The organism is Rhizobium sp. PAMB 3182, from assembly GCF_052908355.1.
Genome location: NZ_CM128607.1, coordinates 2,153,976 through 2,168,897, shown reverse-complemented (window position 1 = coordinate 2,168,897; position 14,922 = coordinate 2,153,976). Strand labels below are relative to the sequence as shown.

Genomic DNA, 14,922 nt, shown 5'->3' with positions numbered 1-14,922 from the left:
TTCCTGTGACCGTTTACCTTCATGTCTTCTTTGTTTGAATGATCGTCCTATCGAGACTATATGGGTATAGTAACTAGAAAGACGATATCGAAACCGGGACAAGCATGGGCACCAACGATTTTGTAACCCTCTTTTTTCTCGTGGCCGCAGTCCTGATTTTCCTGCAGCTTCGCAGCGTTCTCGGTCGACGCACCGGCAACGAGAAGCCGCCCTATGAACCCTATAACGCCCGCGACATGGCCAAGGGACCGGGAAGCGACCCGGCCGACAAGGTCGTGACCATAGCCCGGCGTGGCGAAGATGGGGCCACGGACGAAAACCGCTACGAAGCGGTCGACAGTTTCGCCAAACCCGACACCGAGATCAACCGGTCGCTGCGCGCATTCGTTGACGCGGATCCCGCCTTCGACCCGAAGGAATTCGTCAAGGGTGCGCGGATGGCTTACGAGATGATCGTGATGGCCTTTGCCGAAGGCGACCGCGCGACCCTCAAGGGTCTTCTTTCAAGAGAGGTCTATGAAGGGTTCGACAAGGCGATTGCCGATCGGGAGAGTCGTGGCGAAACGGTGAAGTCGACCTTTGTCGGTATCGACAAGATCGACATCGTCCAGGCCGAAGTCCGCGAAGCCGAGGCCATGATCAAGTTGAAGATCGTCAGCCAGATGATTTCGGCGACCTATGACAAGAGCGGCGCGATGATCGACGGAAGCGCCGAGGAAGTGGCCGAGATCAGCGATATCTGGACATTCGCTCGCGATGTCCGCTCGCGCGATCCGAACTGGAAGCTGGTCGCGACCGAATCCTGATCCCATGACCGAAGGACAGGATTTCGAACTCAGGCCGGTTTCCTTCGCTGACCTGCCTCGATGGCAGGAGGACGATCCATCGTCTCTGGCAGGCGCCATGCGCGCTTGTCTTACCCACCTGAAGTCTGCCAAACCTTACAAAACGGGATCACTCGGCCTTACCGCCAGTGATCTTGTTTTGCTTCTTGAGCAAGCCGAACGGCTGACCGACAACAACCCGCAGACCTGGCGCGCCTTCTTCGAAGCGACATGCGAACCGTTTCTCATCCGCCGCAGGGACGGCGAGCGCGGTTTCGTGACCGCCTTCTACGAACCGGAGGTAGAGGTATCCGCTGTCGCCGACGAGATGTACCGCTTCCCGTTCTACCGCAGACCCGACGACCTGGTCGATGTGTCGGACGCCAACCGGCCGGCCGACATGGACGCCTATTACGAATTCGGCCTGCTGAGCGATGGTGTCATTTCCTGTTATCCGGACCGCGGGGAAATCGAACGCGGCTATCTGGATGGACGAGGGCTGGAGATCGCCTGGGCGAACTCCAGGGCCGACGTCTTCTTCACACATGTGCAGGGTGCCGCCCGGCTTCGCTATCCCGATGGCAGCCTGAAGCGGATCACCTACGCCGCAAAGGCCGGCCATCGCTTTTCCGGCATCGGCAAGCTCCTGATCGAGAGGGGAGAGATCGCGCGCGAGGCGATTTCGATGCAGTCGATCCGAGCCTGGCTGGAGGCGAACCGGGACCGTGCGGACGAGGTCTACTGGCAGAACCGCTCCTACATATTCTTCCGGGAGGCTGCCGTTGATGACGTCGCCAAGGGGCCGATTGCGGCGGCAAAGGTCCCGCTTGTGGCGGGCCGTTCGCTCGCCGTCGACCGGCGCATCCACACCTTCGGCTTCCCTTTCTATATCGCCAGCGAAGCCATCACCCATATGAATGATGCCGGCCACTTCGCCAGGCTGATGCTGGCGCTGGATACCGGCTCCGCCATCACCGGGCCGGCTCGCGGGGACATATTCACCGGTTCCGGCGATGAGGCGGGCGAAATGGCCGGCGCCGTCGCGTGCCCGGCCGACTTCTACATCCTCGTGCCGAAGGCCGCGGCCGCGAGATACCGCTGATGGCCAGGGATCGGAAACTGAGCCGCGAGGAACGCGTTCTCTGGGGCAAGGTCGCGCGCACGACCAAACCGCTACCGGGCCGGATGGATGCCTTTGCCGAAGAGCCGGAAGAGGTTGATTTCGGGGAAATGCTGGCAGCGCCGGTTTCTCCGCCCGTCGTAAAGGCGAAGCCGGATGACTGGGATGTTCCCTCCTATCAGGCGCCGCCTCAGGAGAAGCCTAAGGGGATCCACCATCCGCTGGAACGCCCGGTCAAACGCAAGCTGCAGAAAGGGCATCTTCCGCTCGAAGGCCGTATCGATCTTCATGGCCTCGTCCAGAGCGAGGCGCACAACATGCTGCTCGATTTCATCATCCGGGCGCATCAGCGCGGGATGCGCCATGTGCTGGTGATCACCGGCAAGGGTCGCTCGATGGGCAGCGACGGCGCATTGAAGCGGGCGGTGCCGATCTGGTTCCGCAAGCCCGAATTCCGCTTCCTGATCTCGTCCTACGAAACCGCCGCTGAGCGGCACGGGGGAGAGGGTGCCATTTATGTCCGCCTGTCGCGGGCAAGGGAAGACAAGACATGACGCCATTCGGTGAAGCCATGCGGGCGCTCAGGCAGGCGAAGGGCGTCTCGCAGAAGGAAATGGCCGCCGCCATCGGCGTCTCGGCCGCCTATCTCTCGGCGCTGGAGCATGGCCGGCGCAGCCCGCCGAGCTTCGATCTTCTGCAGCGGGTGGCGGGCTATTTCAACATCATCTGGGATGAGGCCGAGGAGCTGTTCTTGATCGCCGGCATGTCCCATCCGCGGGTCGTCGTCGACACCTCCGGCCTTCCTCCCGGGCATACCGAATTTGCCAATCGGCTGGCACATGCGATAAGGGATCTGTCACCGGAAACGGTACGAGAACTGACGGCGATCCTGGAAAAGCGGACAGGCGGGAATTGAACGGCCCGTCATCCCCTGTTTTATGCCATAATGCTCCGTCATGGATTTGGAACTTGCGGCAAATTCCCTATAGTCCGACAGGGACAAAACCGGTGATTCGCAAGGGTTGCCGCCTTACTCCGTCAACAGTGAAAGACTTCTTAAATGACCGATACACCTGAGCATGAAACCGGCGCTTCCGGCGAATACGGCGCCGATTCCATCAAGGTTCTGAAAGGCCTGGATGCGGTGCGCAAGCGCCCCGGCATGTACATCGGGGATACCGACGACGGATCCGGCCTCCATCACATGGTTTATGAAGTCGTCGACAATGCGATCGACGAGGCGCTGGCAGGTCATGCCGACATCGTGACGGTGACGCTGAATGCAGATGGCTCGGTGACCGTGACCGATAACGGCCGCGGCATTCCGACGGACATTCATACGGGCGAAGGTGTTTCCGCCGCCGAAGTGATCATGACGCAGCTGCATGCCGGCGGCAAGTTCGACCAGAATTCCTACAAGGTGTCGGGCGGTCTGCACGGCGTTGGCGTGTCGGTGGTCAACGCGCTGTCGGTCACGCTGAAATTGAAGATCCGCCGCAACGGCAACGTCCATGAAATGAGCTTCACGCACGGCGTTCCGGATGCGCCGCTGAAGATCACCGGCAGCTATGAGGGACGGTCCGGGACGGAAGTCACCTTCCTGCCGAGCACGAACACGTTCACGAAGACGGAGTTCGATTTTTCGACGCTCGAGCATCGCCTTCGCGAACTGGCCTTCCTCAACTCCGGCGTCCACATTCTCCTGACCGACAAGCGCCATTCCGACATCAAGGAAGTCGAGCTCGTCTACGAAGGCGGGCTGGAAGCCTTCGTCAGCTATCTCGACAGATCCAAGAAGCCGTTGATCGAAAAGCCGGTCTACATTCGCGGCGAAAAGGACGGCATCGGTGTTGAAGTGGCGCTGTGGTGGAACGACAGCTACCACGAGAACGTCCTCTGCTTCACCAACAACATTCCGCAGCGCGACGGCGGCACGCATATGGCCGGCTTCCGCGGCGCGCTGACCCGCCAGGTCACCTCCTACGCCGATACGTCGGGCATCCTGAAGAAGGAAAAGGTCACGCTGTCGGGCGAAGATTGCCGCGAAGGCCTGACGGCGGTGCTCTCGGTCAAGGTGCCGGACCCGAAGTTCTCGTCCCAGACGAAGGACAAGCTGGTGTCGTCCGAAGTGCGGCCGGTGGTCGAAAACCTCGTCAACGAAGCGCTGTCGACCTGGCTGGAGGAACACCCGAGCGAGGCCAAGACGCTGGTCGGCAAGGTCGTCGAGGCCGCTGCCGCCCGTGAAGCCGCCCGCAAGGCCCGCGAACTGACCCGCCGCAAGGGCGCGCTCGACGTCGCGTCGCTCCCGGGCAAGCTTGCGGATTGTTCCGAAAAGGATCCGGCGAAGTCCGAACTCTTCCTCGTCGAGGGTGACTCGGCAGGTGGCTCGGCCAAGCAGGGCCGCTCGCGCGAAAGCCAGGCGATCCTGCCGCTGCGCGGCAAGATCCTCAACGTGGAACGCGCCCGCTTCGACAAGATGCTGTCGAGCCAGGAAATCGGCACGCTGATCACCGCGCTGGGTACCTCGATCGGCAAGGACGAGTTCAACCCGGACAAGCTGCGCTATCACAAGATCATCATCATGACCGATGCTGACGTCGACGGCGCCCACATCCGCACCCTGCTGCTGACCTTCTTCTTCAGGCAGATGCCTGAACTGATCGAGCGCGGGCACCTCTATATCGCCCAGCCGCCGCTCTACAAGGTGTCGCGCGGCAAGTCGGTCCAGTACCTCAAGAATGAAAAGGCTCTTGAGGATTACCTGATTGACCAGGGTCTGGAAGAGGCGACCCTGACCCTCGGCAATGGCGAAATGCGCGCCGGGCAGGACCTGCGGCTGGTCATCAACGACGCCCTGCGTCTGCGCAGCCTCGTCGAAGGGCTGCATTCCCGTTACAGCCGCGACATCGTCGAGCAGGCCGCGATCTGCGGAATTCTCAATCCCGAACTGACCGACAAGCCGGAACAGGCAAGCGCCACGGCGCAGGAAGTGGCGACCCGCCTCGACCTGATCGCCGAGGAAACCGAGCGCGGCTGGGAAGGCGAGGTGACGCCCGAGGGTGGTCTGCGCTTCCAGCGCGTGGTCCGCGGTGTGCGGGAAGTCGCGGTTCTCGACAGCGCATTGATCGGTTCGTCCGATGCCCGCTACATCGACCAGCTGACGCCACGGCTGCAGGAAGTCTACAAGCAGCAGCCGACGCTCAACCGCAAGGAAGGCAGCCTCCAGGTTTCCGGTCCGCGCATGCTGCTCAACGCGATCTTCGCCAGCGGCCGCAAGGGTCTGTCGATGCAGCGTTACAAGGGTCTCGGTGAGATGAATGCCGAGCAGCTGTGGGAAACGACGCTGGATCCGAATGCCCGTTCGCTGCTGCAGGTGCGCGTCAACGATGCCGTTGATTCTGACGAAATGTTCTCGCGACTCATGGGTGACGAAGTCGAACCCCGTCGTGACTTTATTCAGGAAAACGCGTTGAACGTGGCGAACCTGGACATCTAGTCGAGGTTATTCTGCCGATATGAAAAGACCCGCCGGATGCCGTCCGGCGGGTCTTCTGTTTCAGCTCTCCGGAAAAATCCCTTCGCCGGCGATCTTGTCGAGCGGCAGCCGGTCGCTCGGCACTTCGCGCAACCGAAGTTCTTCCGGCAGGTCTTCCGGTGCGCCGATCTTGCCGATGGCGATGGCGACCTCGGGACGGAAGTCCTTTGGCACGGAGAATATCTCCATCGCCTTGTCATGATGAATCCCGCCCATGGCATGGGCATGATAGCTAAGTTTGGACGCCTGCAAGGCGAGCGACACCCAGGCTGCGCCGGCGTCGAAGGCATGGCTGTAGAGATTTTTCGATTCACCCGTCTTGTCGTCCCGGATCGTCTGTCTGGAGTAGACCAGGATCAGGGCACCGGCATTGCGCGCCCAGCGGAAGTTCGATTCCATCAGGACCGGCCCGATCTTCTCCCAGGCCGGCGTGCCGCGCAGGCCGTAGACGAAACGCCACGGCTGGCGGTTACTGCCGGATGGTGCCCAGCGCGCCGCCTCTAGCATGGTCTTCAGATCGGACTCCGGCAAAGGATCGCTAGTGAATGACCGCGGCGACCAGCGATTTGCGAAGAGCGGATCGATATCGTGGGCAGGCTGTCTTGGATGGATGAATGACATCTGGAATTCCTTTAGAAATAAAGCCATGTCTGAATTCGTTGCGTGATTCACGTGAAACACCGGCACAGTCGAGATCTCAATGGATCACTCCTCCTTCGATCGGTGAAGGGAGAATCTGAAGAATCCGGCTAAAAATGCCGAGTTTCGCAATCCATCCAGGAACTCTCTCTGCAAGTGAGTGTTCGGAACCGCAAGATCGTAGCCGGAAATAGAGCGCGATTGCCAGCGGACAAGGAAGCTGCCCGCCCTGACTTTTGCGTTGCGACAAGCGGCCCTGTTGCGCCGCACCAGAAACCTGCTAGGGTCATGGTTAACCCGGAACCGGTCGTGCGTTGTGCGCAGTCGTCCGAGGTCGGAATGTGACGGATTATCCAGTTGCCGAGGAAGCGTGCGGGGCCAAACCGATATGGTGCCCGCGGTGGTCGCACTGCCTGACAAGCCATGGGCAAGCTGCGTGGGATATCCGGACCAGAAAGGTGGCGTTTCCCATGTTTTATCAACTCTACGAATTGAACCATGCCATGGTCGCGCCCGTCAGGGCGGGAGCCGATTTGTGGCGGATGGCCTATCGCAATCCTCTGAACCCGCTGTCCCACACGATGCTCGGACGATCGCTTGCGGCCTCGCTCGAGGTCTTCGAACGTGCCACGCGCCGTTATGGCAAGCCGGAGTTCGGTCTGAGCGAGACCGAGGTGGCCGGAGAGCGCGTTTCGGTCCACGAAAAGGTGATCTGGTCCAAGCCGTTCTGCAAACTCATTCATTTCGAGCGCGTCCTGCCTGCCAATCACGGCAAGGACCCGCGCATCCTGCTCGTGGCACCCATGTCCGGCCACTATGCGACCTTGCTGCGCGGAACGGTCGAGGCGCTGCTGCCGCATGCCGATGTCTATATCACCGATTGGGTGGATGCCCGAATGGTGCCGGTTGCGGAAGGCCGCTTCGACCTCGACGATTTCATCGATTACCTGGTCGAGATCTTTCAGTTCATGGGACCGGGCGTGAACGCCGTTGGCGTCTGCCAGCCTTCGGTCCCGCTGCTTGCCGCTGTCGGCGTCATGGAAATGGACAGCGATCCCTGCGTACCGGCGTCCATGACCCTGATGGGCGGCCCGATCGACACCCGCGTCAATCCGACGGCGGTTAACAAGCTGGCGCAGAGCAAGCCGCTCGACTGGTTCCGCGACAATGTCATCATGAACGTGCCGTGGCCGCAGCCGGGCTTCCTGCGCCCGGTCTATCCGGGCTTCCTGCAACTCTCCGGCTTCATGTCGATGAACCTCGACCGGCACATGATCGCCCAGAAGGACTTCTTCTTCCACATGGTGAAGAATGACGGTGATTCGGCCGAAAAGCATCGCGACTTCTACGACGAATATCTGGCGGTGATGGACCTGACGGCGGAGTTCTACCTGCAGACGGTCGACGAGGTTTTCATCAAGCACTCGCTTCCCAACGGCCGGTTCAAGCATCGCGGCCGGAAGGTCGATACCAAGGCGATCCATAATGTCGCCCTCCTGACCGTCGAAGGCCAGAACGACGACATCTCGGGCGTCGGCCAGACCGAGGCCGCGCATTTCATATGTCCGGGCATTCCGAACGAGAAGCGCATGCACTACGTGCAGGCTGATGTCGGTCACTACGGTGTCTTCAACGGATCGCGCTTCCGCCGCGATATCGTACCGATGATCGTCGATTTCGCGCGTACCCACAGTTCTGGCCGCAAGGCCTTGACCCCACGGGTCATTGAAGGCGGGAAGGCCTGAGGCGGCACGCAAGGCCGCTTCAACCGCCGGCGCGATCCCGATAAATCGGTTGTAAAACAGACGATTGTCCGAATTCGGGTGACATATGCTTGAACCCGAATTGGCGGGTTACCACATCAAACTCATCGGTTCGGCATCCTGCCGGTCCGAGGAAAGCGAGGTAACTCACAATGAACCAGTCAGCATTGCTTCGTCCCGACTGGACGCCGGCAACGATCGCACTGATGGTGTTGGGCTTCGTCATTTTCTGGCCTCTCGGTCTGGCTATGCTTGCCTACATCCTGTTCGGCGAACGCTTGCAGGAATTCAAGCGGGACATGAACTCGAAAGCAGACGGAATTTTCGCCGGCTGCAGGTCGAGCCGTAGCCGATACGGCCGTCCGCATTTCTCAACCGGCAACGTCGCCTTCGACGACTGGCGCCGGCAGGAACTGGAACGGCTGGAGGAAGAACGCCGCAAGCTCGATGAGATGCGTGCCGACTTCGACGAGTACATGCGCGAACTGCGCAGGGCGCGGGACCAGGAAGAGTTCGACCGTTTCATGCGCGACCGTCCGTCCAGGCGACAGGATGGCGGTAACAACGGTAACCCGGTCCCCGGTTATACCGGATCCTGAGCGCTGATACCGTTGATCTGAAAAGAGGACCGGCATCGAATGGATGCCGGTTTTTGTTTGGCGACAACAGATTCGAATCGGATAGAAGAGGGCATGTTCGGATTGATTGAGCGTGTCAGGAACAAATTGCCGAAGCCACCTGGCGTGGTCAAGACGACCATTGACGTCGATGGCAGGCCGATGCCGCTGGTGATCCGCAGCAACCCTCGCTCCACTCGCATCACGCTGAGGATAGAGCCCGGTGGCAACCTCCTGAAGATGACCGTTCCGCCCGGCGTTCCGCGCCGCGACGTCGACGATTTTTTGCGGCGCCATCAGGAATGGCTGGCCGACAGGTTGTCGCGGTTCGGCGACGACCGGACCCTTCGAGACGGCAGCGAAATCCACCTGCGCGGCGTCAGCCACCAGATCGAGCATACCGGCAAGCTGCGTGGGCTGACCCAGAGCATCGAACGCGAAGGCCGTCACATCCTGACGGTCAGCGGCATGGAAGAACACACCGGCCGCCGCGTCGCCGACTTCCTGAAGAAGGAAGCACGCGGTGATATCGAATCCTACGTGGCGATCCATTCGAAGGCGGCCGGCCGGCCGTACAAGTCGATCACCATGAAGGATACCCGCAGCCGCTGGGGATCGTGCTCGAGCGACGGCAAGCTGTCGTTCTCCTGGCGCATCGTCATGGCGCCGCCGTTCGTCATCGACTATCTCGCCGCCCACGAAGTCGCCCATCTCCGCGAGATGAACCACGGGCCGCGTTTCTGGGCGCTGTGCGAAAAGCTCTGCCCGCGAACGGACGAGGCAAAGGTGTGGCTGAAGAAGAACGGCACGCTGCTGCACGCGATCGACTTCGGACCGTCGGCTGTCTGACGGCCGCGGATGGCGATTTTTCTCGACTCTTTTACCGTTTCATGTCACTTCCGCCCAGATGAAACCGGATATCAAGATCTGCGGCCTCAAGACGCCTGAAGCGGTGTTGCGCGCTGTCGAGCGCGGAGCCACGCATATCGGCTTCATTTTCTTCGAGAAAAGCCCGCGCAACATAGAGCCGGATGTGGCCGGAAAGCTCGCCGATCTGGTCCGTGGCCGGGTCAAGGTCGTCGCCGTGACTGTCGACGCCGATGACGAGACGCTGGAGGAGATCGTTGCGCTCCTGAAGCCTGATATCCTGCAATTGCACGGCAGCGAGAGCCCGGAGCGCATCCTGTACCTGAAGGCGCTGTTCGGCCTGCCGGTCATGAAGGTGTTTTCGGTTCGCGACGCCGACGACCTGAAAAAGGTCGATGCCTATGAAGGCGTTGCCGACAGTTTCCTCTTCGACGCCAAGGCGCCGAAGGGCTCCGAACTGCCCGGCGGGAATGGCGTCAGCTTCGACTGGAGCCTGATGGACAGTCTTGACGATCACATTGATTACATGCTTTCGGGAGGCCTGGACAAGGACAACGTCAGAACGGCGGTTCTGATGACCGGGGCGAGGGGGATCGACGTATCCTCCGGTGTGGAATCCGAGCCGGGCGTCAAGGATCTCGCCTTGCTCGACCAGTTTTTTGATGCGGTGCCCGACAAGCCGATGAAGACGGCCGGCACAGGGAGAATGATGTGAACCAGACGCCTAAGCCCAATTCCTTCCGGTCCGGTCCCGACGAGGACGGACGTTTCGGCATCTATGGTGGGCGCTTCGTCGCCGAGACCCTGATGCCGCTCATCCTCGAGCTTGAGGAACAGTGGAACCGGGCAAAGACGGATGCCGAATTCCAGGCCGAGCTCGCGCATCTCGGAACGCATTACATCGGCCGTCCGAGCCCGCTCTATTTCGCCGAGCGCCTGACGGAAGAACTCGGCGGCGCTAAGATCTACTTCAAGCGCGACGAGCTCAATCACACCGGCAGCCACAAGATCAACAACTGCATCGGTCAGATCCTGCTCGCCAAGCGCATGGGCAAGACCCGCATCATCGCCGAAACCGGCGCCGGCCAGCATGGCGTCGCGTCCGCCACCGTTGCCGCCCGTTTCGGTCTTCCCTGCGTCGTCTACATGGGCGCGACCGACGTCGAGCGTCAGGCCCCGAACGTCTTCCGCATGAAGCTGCTGGGCGCCGAGGTCAGGCCGGTAACCTCCGGTCACGGCACGCTGAAGGACGCGATGAACGAGGCGCTGCGCGACTGGGTCACCAATGTCGACGACACCTATTACATCATCGGCACGGCCGCCGGCCCGCATCCCTATCCGGAAATGGTCCGCGAGTTCCAGTCGGTCATCGGCACGGAGGCCAAGGAGCAGATGATGGCCGCCGAAGGCCGCCTGCCGGACATGCTGGTCGCTGCCGTCGGCGGCGGATCGAATGCCATCGGTCTCTTCCATCCCTTCCTGGATGACGAGTCGGTCCGCATCGTCGGCGTCGAAGCCGGCGGCAAGGGTCTCGACGGCGAAGAGCATTGCGCCTCGCTGACCGCCGGCAGTCCCGGCGTTCTGCACGGCAACCGCACCTATCTGCTGCAGGACAGCGACGGGCAGATCAAGGAAGGCCATTCGATCTCCGCGGGCCTCGACTATCCGGGCATTGGCCCCGAGCATTCCTGGCTGAAGGACAGCGGCCGCGTTGAATATGTGCCGATCATGGATGACGAGGCGCTGGCCGCCTTCCAGCTCCTGACCCGCACGGAAGGCATCATTCCGGCGCTGGAGCCGAGCCATGCGCTGGCCGAGGTGGTCAAGCGCGCACCGAAGATGGGCAAGGACCAGATCATCCTGATGAACCTGTGTGGCCGCGGCGACAAGGACATCTTCACCGTTGGCAAGATTCTCGGAATGGGCCTCTGATCATGACTGCACGTATGGACAAACGCTTCGCCGACCTGAAGGCGGAAAACCGCCCGGCGCTCGTCACGTACTTCATGGCCGGCGACCCCGACTACGAGACCTCGCTCGGCATCATGAAGGCGTTGCCGGAAGCCGGCGCCGACGTCATCGAGCTCGGCATGCCGTTCTCCGACCCGATGGCCGACGGCCCCGCCATTCAGATGGCCGGTCAGCGTGCGCTGAAAGCTGGCCAGACCCTCATCAAGACGCTGCAGCTCGCCCGTGATTTCCGCAAGACGGACAACGACACTCCGATCGTGATGATGGGCTACTACAATCCGATCTACATCCACGGCGTCGAGAAGTTCGTCGACGAGGCCATTGAGGCCGGCATCGACGGCCTCATCGTTGTCGACTTGCCGCCGGAGATGGATGACGAGCTCTGCATTCCGGCCGTGGCCAAGGGCATCAACTTCATCCGCCTGACGACCCCGACCACCGACGACAAGCGCATGCCGAGGGTTCTGCAAAATTCCTCCGGTTTCGTGTATTATGTCTCGATGAACGGCATCACCGGCTCCTCCCTGCCGGATCCGTCGCTGGTCTCCGGCGCGGTGAAGCGGATCAAGAGCCACACCGATCTGCCGGTCTGCGTCGGCTTCGGCGTCAAGACCGCCGAGCATGCCAAGCTGATCGGCGCGTCCGCCGACGGCGTCGTGGTCGGCACGGCGATCGTCAACCAGATCGCGTCGAGCCTGACCAAGGACGGCAAGGCGACGGCGGATACGGTGCAGGCGGTGGCGACGCTGGTCAGCGGACTGGCCTCGGGCGCGCGGTCGGCACGCCTTGTTGCCGCCGAATAGCGGGTGTAATCCGCATTTAGTTTGAAATTTCAGGAGCAAGAGCTTTGAACTGGATAACCAACTACGTCAGGCCGCGGATCAATTCCATGCTCGGCCGCCGCGAAGTGCCGGAAAATCTCTGGATCAAATGTCCAGAAACCGGTGAAATGGTCTTTCACAAGGATCTTGAGGAAAATCTCTGGGTCATTCCGGCGTCCGGCTATCACATGAAGATGCCGGCCAAGGATCGTCTGCGGACGCTCTTCGACAATGGCCAGTACGAATCCCTGCCGCAGCCGAAGGTGGCGCAGGATCCGCTGAAGTTCCGCGATTCCAAGAAGTACTCGGACCGTCTGCGCGACAGCCGCGCCAAGACCGATGCCGAAGACACGATCAATGCCGGCGTCGGCAAGGTGAAGGGGCTGAAGCTCGTCGCCATCGTGCACGACTTCAACTTTATCGGCGGTTCGCTCGGCATTGCCGCCGGCGAGGCGATCATCAAGGCCTTCGAGCGGGCGATTGCCGAGAAATGCCCCGTCGTCATGTTCCCGGCTTCCGGCGGCGCGCGCATGCAGGAAGGCATTCTGTCGCTCATGCAGCTGCCGCGCACGACCGTTGCCGTCAACATGCTGAAGGAAGCGGGTCTGCCCTACATCGTGGTGCTGACCAATCCGACCACCGGCGGCGTCACGGCCTCCTATGCAATGCTCGGCGATATCCACCTGGCCGAACCGGGCGCCGAAATCGGCTTTGCCGGCAAGCGCGTGATCGAGCAGACACTGCGCGAAAAGCTGCCGGAAGGCTTCCAGACTTCCGAATATCTGCTGGAGCACGGCATGGTCGACATGGTCGTCCGCCGGCACGATATCCCCGATACGCTGGCACGGCTCTTGAAGATCCTGATGAAAAAGCCGGTGGATGGCGTGCGCGAGGAAATTGACCGGACGCCTGCAAGCGCAGAACCTGCTCCCAAGGCAGAAGCCGCAGAATAATCGCGCGTTCGCTTCTTTTGCCGCATCATTGGATGAGATTTCATGGACCAATCCGTGCGGAGTGAAGCCGAGAACGAAATCAACAAGCTGATGGCGCTGCATCCCAAGGGATTCGATCTGTCCCTTGATCGGATCACGCGCCTGCTGGATCGGCTCGGCAATCCCCATCTCAAGATGCCGCCGGTGATCCATGTCGCCGGCACCAACGGCAAGGGATCGGTCACGGCATTCGCGAGGGCGCTGCTGGAGGCAGCCGGCCTCAGCGTTCACGTCCATACATCACCGCACCTCGTCCACTGGCATGAGCGCTACCGCATCGGCGTGAAGGGCGGTAGCGGCCGCCTGGTCGAGGATGCGGTCTTTGCGGATGCGATCCGTCGGGTCGGCGAGGCCAATCGCGGCGAGACGATCACGGTATTCGAGATCCTGACCGCGGTGATGTTCGTGCTGTTTTCCGAAGCGCCGGCGGATGTCGCCATCGTTGAAGTCGGCCTCGGTGGGCGGTTCGACGCGACCAACGTCATTCCCGAACCGGCCGTTTCCGTCATCATGCCGATTTCGCTCGATCACCAGGCCTATCTCGGCGATCGCGTCGAACTGATCGCCGCCGAAAAGGCCGGTATCATGAAGCGGCGCTGCCCCGTCGTCATCGGCCAGCAGCAGCACGATGAAGCTCTGGATGTTCTGCTGTCGACGGCGGAGCGGCTGCATTGCCCGACAGCCGCCTATGGCCAGGACTATGTTGCCTATGAGGAATACGGCCGGCTGATCTACCAGGACGAATTCGGGCTCGTCGATCTGCCGTTGCCGCGTCTTCCGGGCCGGCATCAGTATGCCAATGCCGCCGCCGCCATAAGAGCCGTGAAAGCGGCAGGCTTTACGCTGACAGATGGCAACATTGAGCAGGCGATGCAGTCGGTCAGCTGGCCGGGCCGCCTGCAGCACCTGACCAGCGGCGCGCTTTTCGACAAGGCTCCGGCGGGTTCGGAAATCTGGGTCGACGGCGGCCATAATCCGGGCGCCGGCGAAGTTATCGCCGAAGCCGTGGCCAATTTCGAGGAACGCCAGCCGCGGCCCTTGTTCCTGATCGCCGGCATGATCAACACCAAGGATCCGGTCGGCTATTTCCGCGCCTTCGAGGATCTGGCCGAGCACGTCTTCACCGTGCCGATCTTCGGCACCGACGCGCGCATCGATCCGGTCGTGCTGGCGGATGCCGCGGGTGAGGCGGGTCTTCTGTCGAGCCCTACAGCGTCGGTTTCCGAGGCCTTGGAGATGATGAAGCAGCATCTGCGGCCTGATGCGCCGCCGCCGCGGATTCTGATCGGTGGCTCGCTCTATCTCGTCGGCGACGTGCTCGCCGAAAACGGTACTCCTCCGACCTGAACTCGCAAAAAATCGGCAAAGAAAAAGCCCGGCGAAAACCGGGCTTTTCTCATGTTTTAAAATGCGGTCGCCTTACGCGGCGCTGGAAATCCAGCTCGTAAGGGCGGTCTTCGGGGCGGCGCCAACCTTGATGTCGGCCACTTCGCCACCCTTGAACATGGCGAGCGTCGGAATGGAGCGCACGCCGAACTGGGCGGCCAGTTCCGGGTTTTCGTCGATGTTGAGCTTGGCGACCTTCACCTTGCCGGCGAATTCGACCGAAAGCTCTTCAAGGCTCGGAGCGATCATCTTGCACGGGCCGCACCATTCCGCCCAGAAATCGACGATTACGGGCTCTGCCGACTGCAGGACTTCGGCTTCGAAATTGGCGCTGTCAACTTTCACGGTAGCCATGTGGCTCTCCTTATCAAAGGGAATATGTTGGTA

Annotated in this window: 15 protein-coding genes; 13 read left to right on the top strand and 2 right to left on the bottom strand. The window is 61.3% G+C overall.

The window, feature by feature from the left end; genetic code table 11:
- Nucleotides 1–104 precede the first annotated feature (104 nt).
- The 5 genes from ACU5AZ_RS10645 (at nt 105) to gyrB (ending at nt 5,440) form a co-directional block, all read left to right on the top strand.
- A complete protein-coding gene (locus tag ACU5AZ_RS10645; RefSeq protein WP_446822360.1) occupies nt 105–806 on the top strand; it encodes a Tim44/TimA family putative adaptor protein in 702 nt (233 codons plus the stop codon).
- A gap of 4 nt (nt 807–810) precedes the next feature.
- Nucleotides 811–1,926, top strand: a complete 1,116-nt coding sequence (gene mltA / locus ACU5AZ_RS10640) for a murein transglycosylase A (RefSeq protein WP_446822359.1) — start codon at nt 811–813, stop codon at nt 1,924–1,926.
- A complete protein-coding gene (locus ACU5AZ_RS10635; RefSeq protein ID WP_446822358.1) occupies nt 1,926–2,498 on the top strand; it encodes a Smr/MutS family protein in 573 nt (190 codons plus the stop codon). Before mltA ends, ACU5AZ_RS10635 begins: the two co-directional genes overlap by 1 nt.
- On the top strand, nt 2,495–2,860 hold the full coding sequence (locus ACU5AZ_RS10630) for a helix-turn-helix domain-containing protein (RefSeq protein ID WP_446822357.1): 366 nt from the start codon (nt 2,495–2,497) through the stop codon (nt 2,858–2,860). The genes ACU5AZ_RS10635 and ACU5AZ_RS10630 overlap by 4 nt, the downstream gene beginning before the upstream one ends.
- Before the next feature lie 144 nt (nt 2,861–3,004).
- A complete protein-coding gene (gene gyrB / locus ACU5AZ_RS10625) occupies nt 3,005–5,440 on the top strand; it encodes a DNA topoisomerase (ATP-hydrolyzing) subunit B (RefSeq protein WP_446822356.1) in 2,436 nt (811 codons plus the stop codon).
- 60 nt (nt 5,441–5,500) lie between these two features.
- On the opposite strand, the gene ACU5AZ_RS10620 is transcribed toward gyrB, so the two are convergent.
- Nucleotides 5,501–6,166, bottom strand: a complete 666-nt coding sequence (locus tag ACU5AZ_RS10620; RefSeq protein ID WP_446822355.1) for a nitroreductase family protein — start codon at nt 6,164–6,166, stop codon at nt 5,501–5,503.
- A 422-nt stretch (nt 6,167–6,588) separates the two neighbouring features.
- On the opposite strand from ACU5AZ_RS10620, the gene ACU5AZ_RS10615 reads away from it, so the two are divergent.
- The 8 genes from ACU5AZ_RS10615 to ACU5AZ_RS10580 all read left to right on the top strand — a co-directional run bounded on the left by ACU5AZ_RS10615 (nt 6,589) and on the right by ACU5AZ_RS10580 (nt 14,496).
- Nucleotides 6,589–7,863 (top strand): polyhydroxyalkanoate depolymerase, encoded by a 1,275-nt coding sequence (locus ACU5AZ_RS10615; protein ID WP_446822354.1) that lies wholly within the window; start codon nt 6,589–6,591, stop codon nt 7,861–7,863.
- 170 nt (nt 7,864–8,033) lie between these two features.
- The gene (locus tag ACU5AZ_RS10610) at nt 8,034–8,480 is read left to right on the top strand and encodes a DUF2852 domain-containing protein (RefSeq protein WP_446822353.1); all 447 of its coding nucleotides are present in this window, start codon (nt 8,034–8,036) and stop codon (nt 8,478–8,480) included.
- A gap of 93 nt (nt 8,481–8,573) precedes the next feature.
- Nucleotides 8,574–9,347 carry a M48 family metallopeptidase gene (locus ACU5AZ_RS10605; protein ID WP_446822352.1) on the top strand — a complete coding sequence of 258 codons (774 nt, stop codon included), beginning with the start codon at nt 8,574–8,576 and terminating at the stop codon, nt 9,345–9,347.
- A 58-nt stretch (nt 9,348–9,405) separates the two neighbouring features.
- Complete coding sequence (locus ACU5AZ_RS10600) at nt 9,406–10,080, top strand: phosphoribosylanthranilate isomerase (protein WP_446822351.1); 675 nt, start codon at nt 9,406–9,408, stop codon at nt 10,078–10,080.
- Nucleotides 10,077–11,297 carry a tryptophan synthase subunit beta gene (gene trpB / locus ACU5AZ_RS10595; protein WP_446822350.1) on the top strand — a complete coding sequence of 407 codons (1,221 nt, stop codon included), beginning with the start codon at nt 10,077–10,079 and terminating at the stop codon, nt 11,295–11,297. The genes ACU5AZ_RS10600 and trpB overlap by 4 nt, the downstream gene beginning before the upstream one ends.
- A 2-nt stretch (nt 11,298–11,299) precedes the next feature.
- The gene (trpA, locus tag ACU5AZ_RS10590; RefSeq protein ID WP_446822349.1) at nt 11,300–12,139 is read left to right on the top strand and encodes a tryptophan synthase subunit alpha; all 840 of its coding nucleotides are present in this window, start codon (nt 11,300–11,302) and stop codon (nt 12,137–12,139) included.
- A gap of 44 nt (nt 12,140–12,183) precedes the next feature.
- Nucleotides 12,184–13,110, top strand: a complete 927-nt coding sequence (gene accD, locus ACU5AZ_RS10585) for an acetyl-CoA carboxylase, carboxyltransferase subunit beta (RefSeq protein ID WP_446822348.1) — start codon at nt 12,184–12,186, stop codon at nt 13,108–13,110.
- 42 nt (nt 13,111–13,152) lie between these two features.
- Complete coding sequence (locus tag ACU5AZ_RS10580; RefSeq protein WP_446822347.1) at nt 13,153–14,496, top strand: bifunctional folylpolyglutamate synthase/dihydrofolate synthase; 1,344 nt, start codon at nt 13,153–13,155, stop codon at nt 14,494–14,496.
- Between the two features lie 72 nt (nt 14,497–14,568).
- On the opposite strand, the gene trxA is transcribed toward ACU5AZ_RS10580, so the two are convergent.
- On the bottom strand, nt 14,569–14,889 hold the full coding sequence (gene trxA / locus ACU5AZ_RS10575) for a thioredoxin (protein WP_261928301.1): 321 nt from the start codon (nt 14,887–14,889) through the stop codon (nt 14,569–14,571).
- Nucleotides 14,890–14,922 lie beyond the last annotated feature (33 nt).